This is a genomic window from Pseudomonas sp. JV414, from assembly GCF_032424305.1.
Lineage (GTDB): Bacteria > Pseudomonadota > Gammaproteobacteria > Pseudomonadales > Pseudomonadaceae > Aquipseudomonas > Aquipseudomonas lini.
In genome coordinates this window covers 211,632-234,932 of record NZ_VYKC01000001.1, presented here as the reverse complement: position 1 = coordinate 234,932, position 23,301 = coordinate 211,632, and the positions used below count along the sequence as shown (strand labels likewise).

Annotated in this window: 19 protein-coding genes; 5 read left to right on the top strand and 14 right to left on the bottom strand. The window is 58.0% G+C overall.

What is annotated here, in order from left to right; all coding sequences use genetic code 11:
- Positions 1 to 46: 46 nt before the first annotated feature.
- The 11 genes from F6R97_RS01025 to F6R97_RS00975 all read right to left on the bottom strand — a co-directional run bounded on the left by F6R97_RS01025 (position 47) and on the right by F6R97_RS00975 (position 12,199).
- On the bottom strand, positions 47 to 568 hold the full coding sequence (locus tag F6R97_RS01025; RefSeq protein WP_050682017.1) for a GNAT family N-acetyltransferase: 522 nt from the start codon (positions 566 to 568) through the stop codon (positions 47 to 49).
- A gap of 113 nt (positions 569 to 681) precedes the next feature.
- Complete coding sequence (locus F6R97_RS01020) at positions 682 to 2,100, bottom strand: aldehyde dehydrogenase family protein (RefSeq protein WP_038983280.1); 1,419 nt, start codon at positions 2,098 to 2,100, stop codon at positions 682 to 684.
- A gap of 13 nt (positions 2,101 to 2,113) precedes the next feature.
- The gene (locus F6R97_RS01015; protein WP_315865850.1) at positions 2,114 to 3,154 is read right to left on the bottom strand and encodes a homoserine dehydrogenase; all 1,041 of its coding nucleotides are present in this window, start codon (positions 3,152 to 3,154) and stop codon (positions 2,114 to 2,116) included.
- 306 nt (positions 3,155 to 3,460) lie between these two features.
- Positions 3,461 to 3,898 (bottom strand): Lrp/AsnC family transcriptional regulator, encoded by a 438-nt coding sequence (locus F6R97_RS01010; RefSeq protein WP_315865849.1) that lies wholly within the window; start codon positions 3,896 to 3,898, stop codon positions 3,461 to 3,463.
- Positions 3,895 to 5,283, bottom strand: a complete 1,389-nt coding sequence (gene thrC, locus F6R97_RS01005) for a threonine synthase (protein ID WP_038983283.1) — start codon at positions 5,281 to 5,283, stop codon at positions 3,895 to 3,897. The genes F6R97_RS01010 and thrC overlap by 4 nt, the downstream gene beginning before the upstream one ends.
- A gap of 13 nt (positions 5,284 to 5,296) precedes the next feature.
- The gene (locus tag F6R97_RS01000) at positions 5,297 to 6,187 is read right to left on the bottom strand and encodes a LysR substrate-binding domain-containing protein (protein WP_038983284.1); all 891 of its coding nucleotides are present in this window, start codon (positions 6,185 to 6,187) and stop codon (positions 5,297 to 5,299) included.
- Between the two features lie 50 nt (positions 6,188 to 6,237).
- Positions 6,238 to 7,677, bottom strand: a complete 1,440-nt coding sequence (locus F6R97_RS00995) for an amino acid permease (RefSeq protein ID WP_315865848.1) — start codon at positions 7,675 to 7,677, stop codon at positions 6,238 to 6,240.
- Between the two features lie 140 nt (positions 7,678 to 7,817).
- Entirely contained in the window at positions 7,818 to 9,086 is a 1,269-nt protein-coding gene (locus tag F6R97_RS00990) for a cystathionine gamma-synthase family protein (RefSeq protein WP_315865847.1), read from the bottom strand.
- A 221-nt stretch (positions 9,087 to 9,307) separates the two neighbouring features.
- Positions 9,308 to 10,141, bottom strand: a complete 834-nt coding sequence (locus F6R97_RS00985; RefSeq protein WP_315865846.1) for a DUF2950 domain-containing protein — start codon at positions 10,139 to 10,141, stop codon at positions 9,308 to 9,310.
- A gap of 80 nt (positions 10,142 to 10,221) precedes the next feature.
- Positions 10,222 to 11,691 carry a DUF3300 domain-containing protein gene (locus F6R97_RS00980; RefSeq protein WP_315865845.1) on the bottom strand — a complete coding sequence of 490 codons (1,470 nt, stop codon included), beginning with the start codon at positions 11,689 to 11,691 and terminating at the stop codon, positions 10,222 to 10,224.
- A 52-nt stretch (positions 11,692 to 11,743) separates the two neighbouring features.
- Entirely contained in the window at positions 11,744 to 12,199 is a 456-nt protein-coding gene (locus F6R97_RS00975; RefSeq protein ID WP_315865844.1) for a YMGG-like glycine zipper-containing protein, read from the bottom strand.
- A 246-nt stretch (positions 12,200 to 12,445) separates the two neighbouring features.
- Between F6R97_RS00975 and F6R97_RS00970 the strand changes: the two genes are divergently transcribed.
- The gene (locus F6R97_RS00970; RefSeq protein WP_038983288.1) at positions 12,446 to 13,105 is read left to right on the top strand and encodes an MliC family protein; all 660 of its coding nucleotides are present in this window, start codon (positions 12,446 to 12,448) and stop codon (positions 13,103 to 13,105) included.
- A 9-nt stretch (positions 13,106 to 13,114) separates the two neighbouring features.
- Here F6R97_RS00970 and F6R97_RS00965 read toward each other — a convergent pair whose 3' ends face one another.
- The 3 genes from F6R97_RS00965 to F6R97_RS00955 form a co-directional block, all read right to left on the bottom strand.
- On the bottom strand, positions 13,115 to 14,299 hold the full coding sequence (locus tag F6R97_RS00965) for a patatin-like phospholipase family protein (protein ID WP_315865856.1): 1,185 nt from the start codon (positions 14,297 to 14,299) through the stop codon (positions 13,115 to 13,117).
- Between the two features lie 174 nt (positions 14,300 to 14,473).
- Positions 14,474 to 15,109: a response regulator transcription factor gene (locus F6R97_RS00960; protein WP_123494715.1), complete on the bottom strand. Its 636-nt coding sequence runs from the start codon at positions 15,107 to 15,109 to the stop codon at positions 14,474 to 14,476.
- 4 nt (positions 15,110 to 15,113) lie between these two features.
- Complete coding sequence (locus tag F6R97_RS00955) at positions 15,114 to 17,390, bottom strand: PAS domain S-box protein (RefSeq protein WP_315865843.1); 2,277 nt, start codon at positions 17,388 to 17,390, stop codon at positions 15,114 to 15,116.
- A gap of 230 nt (positions 17,391 to 17,620) precedes the next feature.
- On the opposite strand from F6R97_RS00955, the gene F6R97_RS00950 reads away from it, so the two are divergent.
- From F6R97_RS00950 to F6R97_RS00935, 4 genes are all read left to right on the top strand, one after another.
- A complete protein-coding gene (locus F6R97_RS00950) occupies positions 17,621 to 19,243 on the top strand; it encodes an acyl-CoA synthetase (RefSeq protein WP_315865842.1) in 1,623 nt (540 codons plus the stop codon).
- Between the two features lie 122 nt (positions 19,244 to 19,365).
- Positions 19,366 to 19,692: a DUF485 domain-containing protein gene (locus F6R97_RS00945; protein WP_315865841.1), complete on the top strand. Its 327-nt coding sequence runs from the start codon at positions 19,366 to 19,368 to the stop codon at positions 19,690 to 19,692.
- A complete protein-coding gene (locus F6R97_RS00940; protein WP_315865840.1) occupies positions 19,692 to 21,362 on the top strand; it encodes a cation acetate symporter in 1,671 nt (556 codons plus the stop codon). Before F6R97_RS00945 ends, F6R97_RS00940 begins: the two co-directional genes overlap by 1 nt.
- A gap of 64 nt (positions 21,363 to 21,426) precedes the next feature.
- Positions 21,427 to 23,199 (top strand): acyl-CoA dehydrogenase C-terminal domain-containing protein, encoded by a 1,773-nt coding sequence (locus F6R97_RS00935; RefSeq protein ID WP_315865839.1) that lies wholly within the window; start codon positions 21,427 to 21,429, stop codon positions 23,197 to 23,199.
- Positions 23,200 to 23,301 lie beyond the last annotated feature (102 nt).

The window sequence follows — 23,301 nt, the reverse complement described above, 5'->3', positions numbered from 1 at the left end:
ATCATGCCCGCTCCCACAGGGAATTTGCAGAGGCCATCGAACGCGCCTATCGGGAAAGTTCACAAGCCATTACAACCATCCCAATTTCAGCCAAGTCAGTTTTGAAAGGGATCTCACCGATTTTTTGGAAACCGAAACCCTCATAGAAGCGCCGCGCATTTGAATTGGTCTTGAGCACGTCAAGCCAGAGCAAGCGTTCTCCGCGCTCTATCGCTCGGTTGCAAATGAAGCGCAGAAGCTGTTTCCCATACCCTCGCCCTGCTTCGGATTTGAGGAAGTAAATCTTTTGAAGCTCCACGCCCACTTCGCCAGTTAAAGGCGCAGGTGCCGACCAGTTAATTTTGGAAAAGCCTACGACCCTACCGCTTGCGTCTGAGGCTATAAGCCACAAATGGCTAGCGGATGATTCGAGTGATTGGCCGAGCGCGCTGGGTGAGAAGTCTCGATTGAGGAAGCCCTGCATACCGGCGAGAGACCAAATGGCCGAAAAATGCTCTCGGTAGGTCTTACAGCCGACTTCACGTAGAACATCGAGGTCGGCTTTGGTAGCTTCACGAATGTTGATCATATTCCTCCCTGGTTTATCGCATGGAGCGTTTGATGGGAGCTCCCTGCGACAAAATTTGCATTAGTTGCCAAGGGCCAACCTGAGCTCGGTTCTCTCGACACCAAAGCAGAGGCTCAACCCATCTCATTGATGCAGACCACTTTGGGTTGCGTCATGTCCTCGTAGGCAAATCGAACACCTTCTCGCCCCAGACTGCCGTACTTGAAGCCACCGAAAGGCATGGCATCAAAACGATAATCGGAAGAATCATTGATCATCACCCCACCGGCTTCAATTTGCCGCGCCAATTTCAAGGCCTTGGAAAGATCACGGGTGAAGAGTCCCGCATGCAAGCTGTATTCTGGCGCATTGGCCAGAGCAACGGCGTCATCCAGATGGTCAAAAGGCTCCAGGATGACCACCGGTGCGAAGACCTCCTGTTGCCAGATCCGACTGCTATGGCTTACACGCTCCAGCACAGTTGGCGCATAGCTTCCCACTTGACGATGGTGTCCGCACAGAAGAAGAGCCCCCTCGGCCAGCGCCTCATTCACCAACTGTTCGGTGCGACGAGCCGCCTGCTCCGTAATCATTGGGCCAACATCCGTTGCTCGCTGATCAGGATCGCCAAGTACCAATGCACGCGTTTGGCTGACAAAACGCTCGCGGAAATCTTCGTAGATTGAACGGTGTACGAGGATGCGCTGCGTGCCGATGCAATTCTGTCCTGCGGCCCAGAAAGCACCTGATACACAAGACTCTACGGTCGGTTCAAGATCACAATCTTCGAGCACGAGAACCGGTGCATTTCCCCCCAGATCCATGGCCAACTTCTTCAAGCCTGCACTACGAGCAATGGACTCTCCAGTGGCAAAACCACCTGTGAAAGAGATCATCCGTACTTCGCGCAGCTCCACCAGTGCTTTACCCAGATCGACGCCTCCCGTCGCCGGGGTCACCACGGACGGAGGCAGCCCCGCCGCCACCAGACACTCAACCAGCTTGAGAGCTGACAACGGTGCGAGCTCTGAAGGTTTCAGAATCACTGCATTGCCACCGGCGATGGCCGGGCCCAGTTTATGGGCGACCAGGTTCAGCGGATCGTTGTAGGGGGTGATCGCGACGATAAGCCCCAACGGTTCGCGAGTGAACCAGCCTTGGCGCGATTCTGAGCCTTCATATGCCTCAAATGGAATCACTTCCCCGGCGTTACGACGAGCCTCATCCGCCGATAGCTTCAGCGTGTTCACACAACGCTTCACTTCCTTCTCTGCTTGTCGCAGCGTCTTTCCGGCCTCTGCAACAATGAGTCTGGCAAACGCTTCAGCCTCAAGTTCCACCCGCCGAGCCGCTTCCTCAAGGACGCGTGCACGAAAGTGACGAGGCATTGCCGCACTCTCACGCACGCCAATTCGCGCACGCTCCAGCAAGCCAGGAACAGCGGTTGCATCGAGGCAAGGCACGCTTCCCACCAAGCGACCATCGAATGGACTGAACACATCAATCTGTTTGGCATCAACAAGCTGGATACTGGCCATGCTGGATACACTCATGACGACTCTCCTGTTACTTGCCGTGGGTGGTATGGATGGCGATGATGTCTGACAGCAGCGCGAAGGCAGTCTCGATACGTCCTGCCCCAGGACCGGATACCGTAACGGCACCCAGCAATGCCGTGTTGAACGACACCGCGTTGGTGGCACCGCAAATACCGGCGAGAGGATGCGAATTCGGCAGCAGTCGAGCCTCCACACTCGCCCGAACCGAGCCATCAACTTCGCGACTTGCAGAGCCGATCAGCTTCCAACTGGCACCGTTGGCGCTTGCCTGAGCGATGTCTTCTGGGCTGATGCTGCTGATCCCCGAGCAAGCCACATCGCTGACGTTCAATCGAGCATTGAGCAGTTCGTTGGCGAGGATCACTACCTTGAGGCGGACGTCAAACCCCTCCACATCAGCAGTTGGGTCGGCCTCGGCATAGCCGAGTTGTTGAGCCTGAGCAACCGCGTCGTTAAATGTCAGGCCGTCCTTCATGCGGGTCAGCACGTAATTGGAAGTCCCGTTCAGGATGCCTTCAAAGCCTTGAACCTCTGCACCTGCCAGCGCCTGTCTTGCCAGACGAATCACCGGCGTACCGCTCATGACCGAACCTTCGTATTCGAAGGCAACACCATGACGACGGGCCAAATCCTTAAGCTCAGCGCCGTGCAATGCAATGGGCCCCTTGTTGGTGGTCACAACATGGATGCCGCTTTCCAGAGCCCAGCGGCAGAAGGTAGTAGCGGGCTCACCATCGACAGGGTTAGTGAAGGTGGCTTCAGCAATCATGTCAGCACCGGAATGCTTGATGACCGCTTCGTTCAACGCCTCAGCGGTGCCTCCAGGCATCTGGGCGAGTGCCCCCTTCTCGATAGGCAGAGCGACCAACTGCTTTGCATCCAGCCCCTCTTTAGCAACGATGGAACCAAGAAAAATATCAGTCACACCGACGATTTTGATCCCAAAACCCAGCGATGCTTTCCACTCGGCGTTGCGATCTGCAATCAGTTGAGCCAGGCCACGGTTGACGCCACCAAAACCCACCAGGGCAATTTTGTATTCAGTCATGAAAGCAGTCCTCTTGGATGTTGTTCGACAGGAACATCCTAAGAGTCGGGCGCTGGCAGTTGAATATGGCAGAGTGCTGTATTTGTTGGTCATTCTGCCCGTACAGGAAAACGAGGTGTACAGAGGCAGAAAGCCTGATGCCGGTAAGTTGGAGCGACGAAAATCCTGTGGGAGCGTGGCTTGCCCGCGAAGAATGCACCGCGGTTTTTCAGGTACTTCGCGTCATCGTTCTTCGCGGGCAAGCCACGCTCCCACAGGTTCTGCGTTTTAACTTACCGGCTTAGACAGAAAACCCCTTTTCTGCGATCAGAACACTGCAGAAAGGACAAATGAAGTGACGGTGTTTTCCACCCCGGGCATCGCCGAGATTTCCTTCCAGACGAGGTGGGCGCGTTCGGGTGAGGCTGCATTGACTCGAAGCATCAGATCAAACTCACCACTCAAGACTTCACACTGAACCACCTCGGGGAGCGAGCGCAGCGCGGCAAGTACCTCTTCCCCACGCATGCGGTCGTAGCGGTAGACAAAGATCACGGCACTGATCAGCGATGAAGGCCGTCGGGAATCACCGAGACGCACCGTATAACCCTGAATGGCGCCGTCTCGCTCAAGACGCTCAATGCGCTGTCGCACAGCATTGCGAGACAAGTTGACCTTGGCGCCCAGCTCAACATGGGCGACTCGAGCATTCGCTGTAAGTTCGGCGAGGATGCGCTCATCCAGCGGATCCAGAATGCGCTTCATACGTGCCTCTGCTGCGCCAACAAGAGGGCTTGGCACAGACCCTCCAGATCGCCTTTAGCCAAGTAGGGTGGCTGAGCAGAAATGTCGGGAGTCGTTGGCACCTCTCCCCGCCAGACACCTAATTCGGACAATAGGACCGCAGACTTGGTCGGAGCAATTTGCCCAAAGGTCACCATCGGAGCCCCCAGGCTGCGCCGATGAATTCGGCCAGCCAGCACACCGACAGCAGTATGTGGATCGATTGCAGACCCGGTTTCACGGAACAACTTGACGACTTCGTCGCGAACCTGTGATTCGTCTACCGCATAGGAATCGAACAGCACTCGGGCCCGGAGCCACTGCTGGTTGCCAATGCTTAACTCGCCGCAGTCCTCAAAATGCTCCATCAGCGCCTTCACTGAGCCCCCATCGTGCCCATACAGCTCCCAGATGAACCGTTCCAGGTTGGAGAAAAGAGAGAAATCCATCGCGGGAGATAACGTACGGTTACTCACTCGGGTCGAATAGCGATTGCGATGTATGAACTGGTGAAGTGCATCATTACTGTTCGTAGAAATGATCACCTGGTTGATGGGTAATCCCATTTTCTGGGCAAGGTAGCCGGCGTAGATCTCAGCAGAGCTGGCCGCTGGAACGCTGAAGCCTACAGGACGTGTCCCTGCGCCCAGCTGCAAGGCCGCGTGGAAATAAAAAACGATCTGTGCGAGGACACCGACCCAGTTGGTGGAGTTGAAACAGACCGGTATTACCCCCTCTAACGGCCAATCACGCAAGAGCCGGGAGACCAACGTCTGGCAGTCGTCGAAATTACCGTCTACCGGGAAAAGCTGAACCCGCTCAGGGTCCGCCGCTTGCAGGGCAGAGAGTTGTTCAGCCGGTACCCCATTGCGCGGATACATAATCGCCATGCGAGTGCCCGGGCAGTTAGCGAATGCCTCAAGCGCCGCCAGCCCGGTATCACCATTGGTCGCACCGACGATCAGCGCCTCGCCACCGACCTCACCCAGGAAATGCGCCACCAAACGCGATTGCAGTTGTGCAGCGAAGTCTTTGGAAGAATGGGTCGGGCCATGAAACAGCTGGAGTATCCACTCGTTATGGCCAATCTGCTCAAGCGGCGTAATAGCGCGATGATTAAAGTTCCGATAGCTGTCGCTGAGCAAGGCACGCAACGTGCTTTCGTCCATGGAAGAGCCAACGTAGGGTGAGACCACTCGCCAGACCAGCTCATCGAATGGCAGCCACGACCAACTGGTAATCTGCTCCTCAGTGAAGACAGGCAAACTTGCCGGGACATAGAGACCGCCATCTTCGGCAAGCCCCGACAGAACCACACTGCGAAAGTCCGCCCGCACTTCACCGCCGCGTGTGCTTACGTAATACATGGATGACTCCGAATTACAAAGGGCGGTGGGCTTGAGCCACCAGCCATGTAGAAAAAGTCGCGGCATCAGGCGAGAGCACCTCGGCCTGCTCGCGCACTAGATAAAAGGACTCGCTGGCTTCAATTCGGTGACTGAAGGGAGCAATCAGGTGCCCACTCTTGAGCAAGTCTTCCACGACGGAAGACCGCGCCAAGGCAACGCCCTGACCCAGTTCCGCCATGCGGATTGTGGAAATCAGTGTGTCGAACTGAAGACCACGGGAATAATCGACATCGTCTGCACCCACCCGCTTCAACCAGTAACCCCAACCTTCCTCGTATCCCAATACATGTAACAAAGAATGGTTCATCAAATCGCGAGGCTCACGTATCGGTGAGCTGGCCATGAGCTGTGGCGAGCAAACGGGCTGGAGGATGTCCCACGTTAATCGCTGAGCGTGCAATCCCGACCACTCTCCGCATCCCCAGCGAATCTCCAGGTCATCCTCTCCATCGGGTTCCTTCACCCAAATGTTGCTGATATATCGGATATCGATTTGCGGATACTCTCGACAAAAATCTGCGAGCCGAGGGGCCAACCAATAGTGAAGGAAGGAAAGGCTGCCACGCACCTTCACATGCCTTCGATTGCGCTGGCCAAAAATCTCGTTTGTACCCACTGCAAGACGACTGATCGCGTCTTGAACTACCGGCAGGTACGACTGCCCTTCTTCCGTCAATCCAAGCCCTCGGGGCAGGCGCTTGAATAGCGCCACACCGAGATGACACTCCAACTGACGGATCTGCTGACTGACTGCACCTTGAGTCAGGTGCAGCTCCTCGGCTGCATGGGTGAAGTTCAAATACCGCGCCGATGCTTCGAATGCCCTCAGCCAATTCAGGGGCGGTAGTGATTTTTGACTCATCGGCGCAACCTCATCGGGAATTATCTCTGCTCAATCATTGCCTGAGCTATTCACGCTGCGCCAGCGGAATGATGTACAGCCGCTGCCAATGCCGACCGCTCTTCCCGCTTCTTGCGAGTGATCCAATAAACAAAGTAGCACCACGCGATAAACGGGAGACCGAAGTAGAGCGCCACTCTCTGCTCAGGATCAAAAGCAATACCGACACAGGCCAGCAAGCAACACAACAGAGCACCGATAGGAACCCAAGGGTAGCCGCGCACCCGGAAATGCAGATCTTCAACTCGTCCGCCATTGGCCACGTAATGACGTCGGAAGGCGATTTGGCTCGCGGCGATGCTCATCCATACGACCACGACTGCAAGACCCGAAATCGACACCAGGGCCAAGTAAACCGTATCAGGGGCAAGCACACTGCTTAGCAGAGACGCCGCAGCACCCGCCATACTCAAAACAATCGCGTTAACCGGTGTGCCCCGGCGCGAAAGCCTGGCGTAGCGCTTGGGCATGTGCCCTTGATCACTCAACGTCCAAAGCATGCGCGAAGCTGCATACAGCCCCGAGTTAGCGGCGGAAATCAAGGCGGTGAGAATGACGAAGTTCATAATGTCAGCTGAGTATGGGATGCCAATCAGCTCGAACACCATCACGAACGGACTTTCAATGATTCCGGCCTGCTCGCGGGGCAGCAACGTCGCCAGTACGAAAATCGTACCCACGAAGAACAGCGCCAAACGGACTACTGTCGTGCGGATCGCCTTGGGAACGCTTGTCTGAGGGTCCTGCGCTTCACCGGCGGCAATCCCGATAAGCTCAGTCCCGGAAAATGCGAAAGAGACAGCTAGAAGTGTCATTGCAATGGGTAAGAAACCCGTCGGGAAAAGCCCTTCACGGGTAAAATTCGAGAGCCCGACACCCTGCAAATGCTGTACTTGGAAGAGACCGAAAATAGCCGCACCACCAATGACAATAAAAGTAATAACGGTCAGTACTTTGATGAGCGAAAGCCAGAACTCGGTTTCTGCAAACAAACGAACAGATGCAACGTTGCTTAAAAAGACCGCCATGGCAAAAAGCGCGCTCCAGATCCAGACCGGTGTATCAGGGAACCACCGAACCATCAGAATACCCGCAGCCGTAAACTCAGAGCCAATAGCGACCGCCCAAGTGAGCCAGTACAACCACGCCACGGTATAGCCCGTGCCTGGGCCCAGGTATCGAGTTGCGTAGCTACTGAAAGATCCGGTTTCTGGCATCTGTACCGCCAACTCACCGAGACAGACCATCACCAGATACACCATCACAGCACCGATGATGTAGGCAATCACCGCGCCGAGCGGCCCTGCCTGATTAACGGTGTAACCGGAAGTAAGGAATAATCCCGTGCCGATAACACCGCCCAACGCCAACATGACAATGTGGCGGCTCTGCATTTCTTTCTTGAAGTTTGATTCTGGATCGGGCTGATCATTTTTTACTTGAGTGGTCATCGCTATATTCTCATGAAATGTTCGGACAAAATTCCTTGTCACTGGCTATTAGGCAGCACCATTAATTTGTCGCTAGTTGTTATTGTTTTTACTATTCATGAAGAACTGTCCGACCCTGCAGTCGGCAGTCTTATCCGAGTTCAGGTTCCCACCTCAGTGAAACGCTCGGTGTTATCAGCGTGGTGATGTGCATGATTTTGTTTACTGCGAACTAACGTGAACGCTTGTTTAAGATCAGCCAACAAATCGGCCGTCTCTTCAATACCCACGGAGACCCTGACCAAGCCCTCGGAAATTCCAAGTGCTTCGCGTTCCTCCAAGGTGTTTTCTACGTGACTGGTTGTTCGTGCCGGCCCGTAGATGGTTTCCACCGCGCCTAAGTTACCCGCCCGATGTGCATACTTAAGCAGTGGTAACAAACGAGTCACCGTGTCCATGCCTCCCACCAGCACGAAGCTGATGATTGCGCCGAATCCGCGCATCTGCGAGCGAGCAATGACATGACTTCGATGTTGAGGGAGTCCCGGATAGTTCACAGACTCCACCAATGGCTCGGTGCATAAATACTCGGCCAGTACTTGCGCGCTCGCCTGTTGCTGGCGCAAACGCAAAGCCAGAGTCTTGATACCCCGGATGATGAGATAAGCCGAGAAAGGATCCAGCGAGGCCCCATTGATTTCGCGGTAATGGCGAACTTTAGACATCAGATGCTCGGTGCCGCAGACCACACCGCCAAGCGCATCGCCATGACCGGATAGAAACTTGGTAGCACTGTGCACGACTACATCAACCCCGAGTGCAAGGGGATTCTGATTCAAAGGCGTCGCGAACGTATTGTCTGCTATGACCAAAGCCCCAACACGCTTCGCCGCCGCCACGAGACGTCGAATATCCAGGACTTTCAGCGTTGGGTTCGTCGGGGTTTCCAGATAGAGAACATTGCAGCCTTTAGCGATCTCATGCTCAATAGCTTCGGTGTCGAGGGTATCGCAAAGCGTGACCTCGACGCCCATGCGAGGGAGAAACTCTTCAAAGATCTTGTTTGTGCCACCGTAGCTGTCGCGGGTAGAAACCACACGTTGACCACAGGACAGGAAGGTATGCAACACACCACTGATTGCAGCCATCCCGGTGCTGAAAGCGACAGCCGATTCTGCGCTTTCAAGCTCGCAGAGTTTGTGTTCCAGGACAGAGACAGTCGGGTTGCTCATGCGGCTGTAAATGAAGCCAGGTTCTTTACCCAACGCCACGTCATACCATTCATCGATATCTTGGTAACCGTAGGCGGCGCTGACGACGATGGGAGTCTGGGTAGCGTTGTAGGGATGCTGAACTTGCTCCCCTCCCCAAACCACTCGTGTCCCCATACCAGCACCCTGGCTTTGGTCGGGCTTCATCTTGTCATCCATAAATTTATCTCGCATCGATGAAACACTAAGGTGTTCCGGTTGGGCTTGCGATGACTATATGGAAGGCTTGACCGCGTGAAAAATCATGTTATCTGGGGCTAAGGGGGGCTTTTTTTAATGGATGATCGATATGAAAGGGCCGTGAGAGCACGCTAAGTTAATGCGACGATTACAGGACGCTTGATGTCCGCGTAAAAAAGGTTGAGGAGGCGCAGGTAGATCTACTCTTGACCCTCCGTAACCACCTTCCAACTGTCATCTGGATCAAAGCGCTTCATCGACTGCGCCAACTTGTCACCCTCGGGTCCCAAGTCTTTTTCGAACACCTGTCCTTCATGACTGATCATGAAACTCATCACCCCGCTGTCATCGTACTTCGCCGGCCAGGCGATCAGTGCAAAGCCACGACTCATCTTGTCACCGATCAGGTAGCTGTAGGCGCCACCAGGTGCCGAAGGACCTTGGCCATCAAGGATGCGGAAGTGGTAACCATGCCAGTCTTCGCCGGCAATGGTTTTGCCGAACGCGGGCCCCACCGGGCTGATCTGACCACTATCGTCGTCCGCCCAATAGAGTCCGTCGTGCTCGCCGGCGGTGCTGAAGATTTTCTGCGCATAGGCGAGTGCGCCGTCACCGTTACGATCTACTGACGCATAGTCCATCTGGGCGTCGTGATAGGCCAGAACCGATTGCAACGCGGTGAGTTCGTTGCGGCCAATTCGACGTGCACGGACTTCGGCGCTACCGGCGTTGAGGTCGAAGCGCCAACCGTTTGCGTCTTTTATCAGGGGTATAGGCAGCGTCCAGTGGTCACTGCCGACCGCCAGGAGTGCCTTGCTGTCGCTGGTTTTTTCAATGCTGTGTTGCTCGTGGTATTGCTTCAAAAACGCATCCACATCTTTGCGCTCCACGCCTTCGCGCGGGATGTAACTGCGCCATTCATTACCCAGCAACGCTGTCAGGCGTGCCTGATCGGCGTGTTCCGTGCCCAGTGCTTCGACGAACGCTTGAGCGGCATTTTCTGGCGTTGGAAAGGCCTGCTGTGCCGTAACCATGCACGACCACGCCAAGCCGGCAGTTATCGCCAGGACCTGAGGGAGCAAGCCCGTGAGTGCCTTCACTCGAGGATTGTTTTTCAACGACGGCCCCCTCTTTGACGCGCTGGTGGACTGGAGGGGCGACTGACCTGATGGCCGGCCGATCGCGAGGCACTGGGGCGCTGGGCGGATGCCTGGCTGGTCCGGCCACGACTGGCTTGTGCGTTGGTCTGGGACGGTGAGCGCGCGCCGGCGAATGCATTGTTGCGGGCACTGCCCGTACTGGCGGACGGCCGGTTTGGCGTAGCTTGGCGCGTCTGCGAGGTGCCCTGTGCGCGCTGATTCACCTGAGCGGTCTGTCTGGCGGGCGGCTGACCCTCCCGAGTGTTTCTGGCAGTGCCCTGGCTTCTGTCAGTCGTCCTCGGCCTGTCTGCACCTGCTTGCATCCGATTACCGGCCGAGGTTCCAGACTGGGCTTCGCGTGCTCGATCACGGGCTTCGCGGTTGCTGGTGGCAGGTCGTTCGATACCGTGCTTGTCCATTGAACTACGGGCTTTTTCACGCGCCTGGGCGCGTTGGGCATTGTCTCCTCGATAAGCCTCACGCTGATTGGCACCGCCCAGTTGTCGGCCGTACTGTTCGCGGCTTCTGGTGTCTCGATAGGGAACGCCATCGCGGTGAACGGTGTTGTGCTGCCACTTGTTCTGATTATTGGTGATTTGGTTGTTGCGATTGATGTTGTTGTAGCGATCGACGTCGATGTCGATGTCGTTGTTGTCCCAGTCACAATCACCCCACAACGAGCCGATGATCGCCACACCGGTACCAAACGCCAGCCCGGCCAGCAATGCCGAACCGGGGTAATAGGCTGGTGGCGGTGGATAGTACACGGGAGGCGACGCAGGATAGGGCCAGGTGCCGTAGGTGGTTGTCGGGTTATAACTGGGTACGTAAACCACCTGCGGATCGGAGGGCTGAATGATGATGGTGGAGGTGCTGCTGGCAGGGGCCGGTGCGGTAGACGTGGGGGCCGGGGCCGCAACAGCCTGAACCGTCACGTTCTGATATTGGTTGCTCTGCAGGTTGCCTGCGGCTTGCGCCTGATGACGCAAGCGTTGCACGCCCCCCATGACATCGTCGGGCTGCGCCAGGAAGGCATCCCCCAGACGTTGTACCCAGACGGGATCCTGTCCCAGCGTTGCCAGGACCTGGGGGAAGGCGACCAGCGCCTGCACACTCGGATCCCAAGGCTGGCTCGCCACCTGTTTTACCGCATCATCGCCCTTGGCCTCCGGGTGTGCTTTAGACCAGGTCACCGCTTCGGCGACTTCCCCGGGGTACGTGGTGGCCATCAGCACCTGTGCCAGCAGTGGGTCCGGGTAAAGCGCAATGGGAGCCAGCATTTGATCCAGCTGCTCCTGGGTAAACACGGCATCTTTGGCCGCCGCGGTGACGGGCGCTGTATCGGCAGCGTTTGTGGTCGCGCTCGCATCCAATGGCTGCGCCAGGCAGTAAGGTCCACTCAAAAACAATACAGCTGACACCGCGTAAAACAATGGAATGCGCATTGCACCCCCTCTGTGGTCAGGCAGACTTGAGCGCCTTGATAGTACCGCCCGTTCAAGGGGTTATCTGGTAGCCCCGTTGCTGCATGCAACTGCTGTAGGCGGAAGCAGTGGCAGCCGGTTCTGCCCGGCGATCCTCACGACGATCCTGACGTTGTCGGGATCCACCTACAACCGCACCTGCCACAGCAGCATCCTTGGCTTTGTTCTGTCGGTATTCCTGTTTGACATCGTCGTCTACCTTGTCATAAAGCTCGTCATGCTGACGACCGCGTGCTCCGGCAACCGCCGCACCGGCAACGGCACCAGTAGCCGCACCACGGGCACGTCCGCCTGATTCAGATGTTGAGCTGGTGCTTGCTGTGCTGCTGGCCTGAGCCTGGCATGAACTAATGTCCTGCTGAATGATTTCGGGAGACTGCCCTTTGAGCGGCGTTACGGTCTCGGCTGAAGCGCAAAGGCAGAATACCGAGACAATCGTAGCCAGACAGGGTGGGATGGATTTTTTCATAAAGACTCCACTGCTATCAGTGTGCTTTGGATCTTTTAGTCTAGCTCAGCATCTGGGCGACCAACCCTGAAACAATGTTCTTATGATGCAACCTCTAATTCCTTTTGTACTTCTACTCCCTCGAACGGGTGTGGCAAGTTTTGAGCACTGACTTACACTGCGATACACCCAATGCGAACAAATGACTGCTTAACGGATCGATAGATTCCCACAGCAATCCGGGCATCACGTAATGATCAAGCCAACATGAAAACGATCATGGCCCTTTTCAGCTGTCTGCTCGCTGCCAGCGTGTGCGCGGCGACGAGCACCTGTGCCAATGCCTCACCTGCTTCGCCAATCATCCACACCAGCTTCGACTGCGCCACGGCAAGGGCATCCGTCGAAAAGCTTATCTGTCGCGATCCACAACTAACGCAGATGGATATTGAACTGACGCGTCTTTATCGCCTGGCGCTCACGGATGATCATTCAGTACCGCGCCCAGACAAAGTCATGATCGACCAGCAGTTCTGGGTCGACGCCCGCAATCAATGTGCCTCCGAGACTGCGCCCAAGACGTGCGCGATCCGAAGTTATGCCGAGCGCGCGCACCAGCTGCGCCAAGGCTCGGCAATTGCGAGAACCAAGGATCCAGACAGACTCACCGAAGGCCCCCTGGCTTTTCGTTGCGCAGGGTTAAACGCGTTGATTACCGCCACTTTCTTTAACACCCAGCCTGGTGTCGTGTACCTGAAATGGGCGAACGCTTCGATCACCCTGAACCAGGTGCAGAATGATTCGGGAACCCAATACACCGGCAAGGATTCCCAAGGGAACTACAGCTTCTGGCAAGACGGTAACGTGGTGCTTTTCCAGAAGCCAGGCTCAGGGGAAATGAGTTGTACGGCCGAGCCGATCGGCTGAGACCGTCTTTCACGTACTCGGCGATTTATGCCACGGATAGCCTTTGGCACTGAGTTCAAAGGCGTACTTGAACAAGCGCTTCATGTACTCGCCATCGAATTTATGGAGGCGAGAAATGCGGAAGTCGGAGCCGATGTACGCCAGATTGAAATCCGCCCCATCCTGCTGGGCAATTCGGTAAATTCGATCCAGATCGCTGATCCCCTGATTCTGGATCAATGCGCTGATGGCTCGACCGCCGATGTTCAAGGTTCGGCGCTTGGTTCCGGACCATTGCAGTTCCAGTTTGCCATTGCGAATCACATAGAAATGCCGTTCACGCCGCAAACGCGCCCCGGGCACTTGGTTCAGCGCCATCACGGTGCCGGGTGGGTAAAGGAACACCTGCGTAAGGACGCCTCCGTCCACGTGCATTTCCTGAAACGAGTGGCCGTTAACGTCCACATCAATCATGACGGGTGAGACGGCTCCTGGAATACTCATCGACGCGACCATGATGTTGCGAAACAGCTCAAGCGCTCCCGGTGCCTGGCTGGAGGCAATAGCCCCCATGTTCCAGGTGACCGGACGCCCTGAATCAAGGTCGGTTGTACCGATCATCAGGAGCCGTCCCTTGGCGTATTCCGCTGCGATCGCCGCGAGAATCTCGGCAGTGACGTGCTGTGCAATGAGCCGCGACAGTGGCTTGCTGTGCGCCATACCATCGCTGGTAAGACGGGTCAGCATATTACGCGCATGGAAAATGTCTTTTGGACCGACTGCATTGCAGATACGCACAATGATATCGTCGTACTGGGGCCCCAGGTAGGCAAACGGGGCGACCAGGGCTCCAGCGCTAATGCCGGTGACGACTTTGAACACAGGTCGAGACCCATGCCGGGTCCATCCCGCAATGATGCCCCCGGCGAATGTGCCGGCGTCGCCGCCGCCCGAAACGGCCAGCAGATTTGCCCGCGGCAGGATATCGTTCGGTAGCCCTGCGCTGGCGAGCGCCTCAGCCTCTCGAAGGTTGGCCAAGCTCACATCCCGAATGAACGGCGTCAGGTCCTGGTCCAGCCAGTAGCGAGCATCTGGAATGCCCGGGATCAGCGCTTTTTCCGTTAACATTGGCGGCACCGCATCACGGCGTTGCAGGCACGCTTGACGCAACATGTTCAGGGTTGAGGCGCTAGGTCTGAGCTGGAATGGTTTCAACACGCCTCCTCCGGCCCCTGCCAGTGGCAGAGCCCCATGACCAGTCTCAATGGCGAGTGGCCTGAACATCTTTCATGCTAGCGCAAGCTCAGGCAGTCATAACGTCGGTGGGACGTCCGGTCTGTCTTGCGGCTGATCCTCCCCCCATAGACGATCATTAGAAAACGCCAGCAATCACCGCAGCTTCAGCGGATCGACCAGTTCAGCGGCGATGGCCATCCCCACCAGGTCTGGCAAGGTATTGGCCTGCATGCGTTTCATCACCCGCGAACGATACAGGTCGACGGTTTTCGCACTGACGCCCAGTTGCTCGGCGATCTCGCGGGTGGTGTAACCCTGGACCAGCGGCAGCAAAACGTCGCGCTCCCGTGGGGTCAGTGTCAGCAAGCGCGCCTGCAAGGCTTCGTGCCCCTGATTGCCCGAGCGATTTGCCGCGCAGTTGCTGAGCGCCTGTTGCACGCTGTCCAGCAGCAATTGCTCGTTGTAGGGCTTCTCGATGAAGTCATGGGCGCCCGCCTTGAAGGCGCGAACCACGATCGGAACATCCGCGTGCCCGCTGACGAAAATGATCGGCAGGTTCAGCTCACGTGCGCGCATTTCTTCCTGCACGTTCAAACCGCCCATGCCGGGCATGCGAACATCGAGCAGCACGCAGGCATCAAGACTGGCATCACAGGCATTGAGAAACTCCACGCCACTGGTAAACGGCAAGGCTTTGAGCCCTACCGACTCCAACAACCAGACTGTTGAATCGAGCATGCCTTGGTCATCGTCGACCACATACACCACGTGCTCCGTCACACCTGCCATTACGTTATTCCTGTTGTTGTTTTGTTGGGCCGGCCAGCGGCAAACGGCAGCACATCAGCAGCCCGACAGGTTGGCGTCGGGCCTGTAATTCGCCACCGAAACCTTCGATGATGCTGCGGCTCATGGACAAGCCAAGCCCCAGGCCATCGGCCTTGCTGGTATAGAACGGGGTAAATATCTGCTCCAGTTCGGGCTCGCTGACGCCTGGCCCCTGGTCTTGCACACTGATTTCCACGGTTGCACCACCGCCCTGCCCCGCAGTCATCACGATCAGCGAGGGTTGCCCCGGATGTTGTTCGCGGTTGGCATCGATGGCATTTCGCAAGAGATTGAGCAGGACCTGCTCCAGCAGCACTCGGTCGGCATAAATCGGCGGCAGATTATCCGGTAGGCGATCCTCGATTGTCACTTGGCAATTGCTCGCCTCCCAGGCACATAAACGCACGGCCTCACGGGCGACCTCGGTGAAATTCAAGGCCTGCATGCGGCGTTGCCCCTTGCGCAGGAACGCCCGCAAACGTCTGATCACTTCTGAAGCATGAGTGGCGTGATGGGTAATGCGCTCCAGCCCTTGCGCCACTTTGGCGGCGGCCTGGGGATTGGAATCCAGCGTCTGTAAATAGCGCTGGCTGGCATTGGCGTAATTGACGACCGCTGCCAATGGCTGGTTGATTTCGTGAGCGATGCCCGAGGCCAATTCACCCAGGGTGACCAACCGCGCGGTGTGCGCCAGTTCGTCCTGATGACGGCGCTGCTGCACTTCACGCAGTTCACGCTCGGTCATGTCCCGCGCCACCAACGAGTAATAGCGCTCGCCGCCGGCCGAACGGTGCGCCAGCAGCACCAGCGATACCGGCACCGAAGTGCCACCTGCCGGTGGTTGCAATCGCGCATCGGTGCTCCAGACACCGTCGCGCTCGGCGCTGCTCCAGCCATCACGCTGCAGACGTGCCAGGTCGCCGCTGGCGAACAACGTTGCCAGGGCTGGCATCGGTTGTTGCTCGTCGATCCCGAGGACGCGCCGCGCCGCTGGATTGAGGTAAGTGACTTGACCCTCGGGGTCGATGAACAACACAGGATCGGTGTTGGCCTCGACGACTTCCGCCAGGCGTCGCTTGTTCTCCTCGGCGAGCACCCGGGCGGTAATGTCCCGGGACACGCTGACCACTTCCACCACCGCTCCGGTATAGGTCTCACGAATCGCCCGGCTGGCGGTTTCAAACCACAGGTAATGCCCATCCCGATGGCGAATCCGATACGTCATCGTGTGATAACCGTCCTGCTCCAGGGCATCCCGCGCGCGCTGCACCAGGCTGGCCAGGTCCTGACCATGGAACAAGCCTTGGGCCATTTGCCCGCGCAGCTCCTCCGGCCAGTAGCCGAGCAATGTCCAGGACGCCGGCGAGGCATCGAGAAAGCGCCCGTCCGGTGTGTGTCGGGAAATCAGGTCAGTGGTGTTTTCAATGATCAGCCGGTACAGCCGCCGTGCCGTGGCCGCTTCACGCTCGGCCAGCACTTGTGCCGTGGCATCGCGACACCGGGCGAGTACACGGTTGTCCTGGGGATCGGGGATAAACGTCCAGATCAGGATCTGCGCTTCGAATTGGGCTTCGACCCCGTCGATGGCGCGTTGCTGGTCCAGGCAGGCGCGAACCAGCACCCGGTGATTGACCGGCAGAAAACCCAGCACATCGGTCAGCGGTTTTTCGGCGAGCAGTGCCAACAGCGCGGCATTGAACTCCAGCGGCCGGCCCTGCGCATCGAGCAACAGACTCGGTTGCGGGTCGTGCCCCAACAGCGGTGAGCCGCGCAGCATGCCGTTGACGCTGCTCAGCAGCGTCGTCAGCAAGTCCTGCACCCAACCCAGCCAATCAAGACTCACGCCCTCGCACACTTCCACCAGCAACAAACCCGCCTGCCCCGGTTGCAACGCCAGATCAAACACCTGGCCATGGCTGATAGCGGCCCGGCGCAGTCGGCCGGCCAGCCAACAATCGAGTTGACGTACTTGAGCCAGATCCAGCCGCCCCGCTTCGGCCAGACGATCAAACAGCCGCTGATCGCTGGCCAGCGAAGGGTCGCCCAGCCCCGGTGGAAAATGCTGGGCGGCGCCCTCGTGGCTGTAAATCCGCGCATTGGGTTGCCAACTCAAATAAACCGCCCGGCGCACCTCGGGGCAATCCTGCAGCGCACGGCACAACGCATCGGCCCGGGCGGCCAGAGACACACCCTCGCGCTGCAGGCGCAACCAGCTGTGCAATCGAACGGGAGTCAGGGTCATCACAGGTCCGCTTCGTTGGGGAAGCCAAGGATATACCGGCCTTGGCGGTGTCACTGTATTCATTTAGATCCGAAAGAATCAAATATAGTACATATCCCATATGACGTAGGTTGTACTTCCATATCGTTAGCTGAATGTTATATAAAGCAAGCCGGACATAAAAGGCGACCTCAGCGGCTACGCTGCAAGGTCACCTATAGAGCTAACAATCAGCCACCGAGTACCCGTACATGTCGATCTATGAACAAGGGCTAGGCCCTGCGGCTGTCAACCATATTGCCTTGTCTCCGCTCAGCTTCATCGAGCGCACCGCCAGCGTTTACCCGCACTATCCCGCCGTCATCCATGGCTCGATCCGCCGCACCTGGGCGCAGACCTACACCCGCTGTCGCCGTCTGGCCTCGGCGCTGGCCGGTCGCGGCATCGGCAAGAACGACACCGTGGCGGTGATGTTGCCCAACATTCCCGAGATGCTCGAGGTGCATTTCGGCGTGCCGATGATTGGCGCGGTGCTCAACCCGCTCAACGTGCGCCTGGATGCCGAAGCCATTGCCTTCATGCTGCAGCATGGTGAAGCCAAGGTGCTGATTACCGACCGTGAGTTCCATGATGTGATTCACGCGGCGATCGGCATGCTGGATCACCCGCCATTGGTCATCGACGTCAATGATCCGGAATACGGCGAAGGCCAGGCTGTCAGCGATCTGGACTATGAAGCGCTGTTGGCCGAAGGCGACCCTGCTTTCGCCTGGCAGTGGCCCGATGATGAATGGCAAGCCATCTCGCTGAATTACACCTCTGGCACCACCGGCAACCCCAAAGGCGTGGTTTACCACCATCGCGGTGCCTACCTGAACTCATTGGGCAACCAGATGACCTGGGCCATGGGTAACCATCCGGTGTACCTCTGGACCTTGCCGATGTTCCATTGCAACGGTTGGTGCTACCCGTGGATCATCACCGCCATGGCCGGTGTGCATGTGTTTCTGCGCCGCGTCGATCCACAGAGAATCCTCACGCTGATCCGCGAGCATCAGGTCACCCATCTGTGCGCTGCGCCGATCGTGCTCAATGCCTTGGTCAACATGCCGGAATCGGCGAAAGCGGCGATCGATCATCCGGTCAACGCGATGGTCGCCGGCGCCGCACCGCCGGCCAAAGTGATCGGTGCCGTGGAGCAAATGGGCATCAAGGTCACCCACGTCTATGGTCTGACCGAAACCTATGGCCCGGTGACGCTCTGCGCCTGGCATGCCGAATGGGATGAGTTGCCGCTGGACGAACGGGCGCAAATCAAATCCCGTCAAGGCGTGCGCTACCCGACGCTCGAAGGCGTGATGGTTGGCGATTCGAAGACGCTGGAGCCGACCCCGCGAGACGGTCAGACCATCGGTGAGATCTTCATGCGTGGCAACACCGTGATGAAGGGCTACCTGAAGAACCCGACCGCCACAGCCGAGGCGTTCGACGGCGGCTGGTTCCACACCGGCGACCTGGCGGTGTGTCATCCGAACGGTTATGTCGAGATCAAGGACCGACTCAAGGACATCATCATTTCCGGCGGTGAGAACATTTCCACCATCGAACTGGAAGGTGTGCTCTATCGCCATCCAGCCGTCATGGAAGCGGCCGTCGTCGCCCGTCCCGATGAGAAATGGGGCGAAACGCCCTGCGCCTTTGTCACATTGAAGGCTGATCACCAGGACGTTCGCGAGGCCGACATCATCAGTTTCTGCCGCGAACACCTGGCCGGTTTCAAAGTCCCGCGCACGGTGGTTTTCACCCTGCTGCCGAAGACTTCAACCGGCAAGATCCAGAAGTACGTTCTGCGCGACAGGGCCAAAGCGCTCTAACCGAATCGACGTTGTACCCACCAGGCGGCAGGTGTTTTACCTGCCGCTTCGGGCTCGTGCAGGCTGAATTTGGCCCTGCCCCTGACCTACACACTGATAACAAAAACAATGTGGAGCCACCCATGATCGACATCCATTCAACCGATACCCAACGCTGTGAACGCATTCGGTCCAACCCCAAATTCCTTCAATTGGTGAGCAGCCGTTCGCGCCTGGCCTGGTCGCTGAGTGCTGCCGTGCTCGGCACCTACTACGCGTTCATGCTGGTGGTGGCGTTTGCCCCGCAGTGGCTGCACGCGCCGATCGCCGAGCATCGGATGTTGACCCTGGGCATGCCGGTTGGCGCGGCGATCGTTATTTTTTCCTGGCTACTGACCGGTTGGTACGTCTACAGCGCCAACACGCGTTTCGATGCATTGGGCGCCGCCATTCTCGAGGAGAGCAAGTGATGACTCTGCTGCGTAAACTTCTCCTCGCCGCTGCCGGGCTATTGCCGGCCTCCGTTGTGCTGGCTGCACCCACATTGGGTGCGGTGGAAAAACAGCCGCTCAACCTGCATGCAATCGGCATGTTCTTCGTCTTCGTACTGGGCACATTGGCCATCACTTGGTGGGCCGCGCGGCAAACCAAATCCACGTCTGACTTCTACACCGCGGGCGGTGGTATCACCGGGTTTCAGAATGGCCTGGCAATTGCCGGTGACTACATGTCCGCCGCTACGCTGCTGGGGCTGTCCAGCCTGGTGTTCGCCAAGGGCTACGATGGCTTCATCTATACCATCGGCTTCTTCGTTGGCTGGCCGATCATCACCTTCCTGATGGCTGAGCGCTTGCGCAACCTGGGGCGCTACACCTTTGCCGACATCGTGTCCTATCGCCTGGACCAGAACAAAGTGCGGATCTTCGCCGCCTTCGGTTCGCTGACGGTGGTGTGTTGCTACCTGATCGTGCAGATGGTCGGCGCGGGTCAGTTGATCAAGTTGCTGTTTGGCCTCGACTACCCGGTAGCCGTGGTGATCGTCGGCGCGCTGATGCTGGTTTATGTGATTTTCGGCGGCATGATCGCCACCACCTGGGTGCAGATCATCAAGGCCGTGCTGCTGCTTGCCGGCGGCACGACCCTGGCATTGATGGCCATGTCGCAGTTCGGTTTCAGCTACGAAACCCTGGCCAACAAAGCCGTCGAAGCCCATGCCAGTGGCTGGAACATCATGGGCCCCGGTTCGATGCTCGCCGACCCGATCAACACCGCCTCGATGTCGCTGGGCCTGGTGTTCGGGATTGCCGGCCTGCCGCACATTCTGATGCGTTTCTTCACCGTGCCTAACGCCAAGGAAGCGCGCAAATCGGTGTTCTACGCCACCGGTTTCATCGGCTTCTTCTTCCTCGTGGTATGCACTCTGGGCTTCGCCGCGATGGTGATCATCGGCACCGACCCGCAGTACTACGTCAATGGTGAAGTCGGCGGCGCCTTGATTGGCGGCGGCAACATGGTCGCCATGCACCTGGCCAAAGCGGTCGGTGGCAATCTGTTCTTCGGTTTCCTCTCGGCCGTGGCCTTCGCCACCATCCTTGCAGTGGTTTCCGGGCTGGCCCTGGCCGGTGCTTCGGCGATTTCCCACGACCTCTACGCCACAGTATTCAAGAAAGGCAAAGCCACCCAGAAACAGGAAATGCGCGTGACCCGCATGGCCACCGTGGGACTTGGCATCATCGCGATTCTGCTGGGCATTCTGTTCGAGAAGATGAATGTCGCGTTCCTGGTGGGCCTGACCTTCGGCATCGCTGCGTCGACCAACTTCCCGGTGCTGATCATGGCCATGTACTGGAAAGGCTTGACCACCAAAGGCGCAATCATCGGCGGTTTCGCCGGGCTGATCTGCGCGCTGGTCCTCGTGATTCTCTCGCCAGCGGTCTGGGTCACCGTGCTCGGCCATGCGCATGCGATTTTCCCATACGACCACCCGGCGCTGTTCTCCATGCCCCTGGCGTTCTTCGTGATCATCGTAGTGTCGAAACTCGACCGCAGCGTGCGGGCCGACAAGGAGCGTGATGCTTACGCCGACCAGTTCGTTCGTGCCCAGACCGGCCTCGGCGCCGCCAGCGCTTCCGCCCATTGATAGAAAGGGCACGGCCTGTTCAAGCGGCGCCGTGCCCATCGCACACCCTTTTGAGGTTCACGTTATGCCCGAATTCAACGCCCCGCTGCGCGACATGCGCTTTGTCTTGCATGAAGTGTTCGACGCCCCGGCCCTGTGGGCACGCCTGCCAGCCCTGGCTGACAGTGTCGACGCCGCCACCGCCGACGCCATTCTTGAGGAGGCGGCCAAAGTCACCTCGCACCTGATTGCGCCATTGAATCGCAGCGGCGACGAGGAAGGCGCCCAGTGGGTCGATGGCCAGGTCAGCACGCCAATCGGTTTCAAACAGGCTTATGCCACCTACATCGAAGGCGGTTGGGTGGGCCTGTCGGGTAACGCCGATTTTGGCGGCATGGGCATGCCGAAGATGCTCGCCGTGCAGTTCGAAGAAATGCTCTACGGCGCCAATTCCAGCTTCGCACTGTATTCGGCGTTGAGTTCCGGTGCCTGCCTGGCGCTGGATGCCCACGCCAGTGACACCCTGAGAAACCTCTACCTGCCGCCGATGTACGAAGGCCGCTGGGCCGGTTCCATGTGCCTGACCGAAGCCCACGCCGGCACCGATCTGGGGATTATCCGCACCCGCGCCGAACCCCGGGCCGACGGCAGCTTCAGCATCACCGGCAGCAAGATCTTCATCACCGGTGGTGACCAGGACCTGACCGAAAACATTGTGCATCTGGTGCTGGCCAAACTGCCGGACGCACCAGCAGGGCCCAAAGGCATCTCGCTGTTTGTCGTCCCCAAAGTGCTGGTCAATGTCGACGGTTCCCTCGGCGATGCCAACGCTGTGAGTTGCGGTTCGATCGAACACAAGATGGGCATCAAGGCCTCGGCCACCTGCGTAATGAACTTCGACGGCGCCAGCGGCTGGCTGGTCGGCGAAGCCAACAAAGGCCTGGCGGCGATGTTCACCATGATGAACTACGAGCGCTTGTCCATCGGCATTCAGGGCATTGGCTGCGCCGAAGCGTCCTATCAGAGCGCCGTCACCTATGCACGTGAACGTGTTCAGAGTCGCGCGCCGACCGGTGCCATAGCTCCGGACAAAGTGGCCGACCCGATCATCGTTCACCCTGATGTGCGCCGCATGCTGCTGAGCATGAAAGCCATGACCGAGGGCGGCCGTGCGTTCGCCAGTTATGTCGGGCAGCAACTGGACCTGGCGAAATTTTCCGATGACGCCAAGGAACGGGACAGCGCGCAAACCCTGGTGGCGCTGCTCACACCGGTGGCCAAGGCGTTCTTCACCGACACCGGCCTGGAAAGCTGCATCAACGGCCAGCAAGTGTTCGGCGGCCATGGCTACATCCGCGAATGGGGCCAGGAACAATTGGTCCGCGACGTGCGCATCGCGCAGATCTACGAAGGCACCAACGGCATTCAGGCCCTGGACTTGCTTGGACGCAAAGTGCTCGCCGATAAGGGCTCCGCGCTGCGCCAGTTCACCGGCGAGATCCGCCATTTCGCCCATCAGCCCGAAGCGCCCTACTCCGCTCAACTGTTCGATGCCGTGCAGCGTCTGGAAGACCTGAGCGACTGGCTGCAGGATCAGGCGACCACCAATCGCAACGAAGTCGGCGCTGCTTCGGTGGAGTATTTGCACCTGTTCGGTTACGTCGCCTACGCCTGGCTTTGGGCGCGCATGGCGCAGGTGGCCAAGCAAAAGCTGCCCGAAGATCCAGGGTTTTATGGCGCGAAGATCGCCACCGCCGACTTCTACATTCACCGCTTGCTGCCGCGCATTTTGAGCCTGGAACAATCCATCCGCGCGGGCAGCGCCTCCTTGTTTGGCCTGAGCGCCGAACAGTTCTAACGATTGAACCCACGCGGCGCCACGCTCCTCTCTTTTTGGCGTTCGCGTTTTTTATTGATAAGCCCTCGCCCACCTGGCGAGGGCCGCGGGACCTGTCTTTCC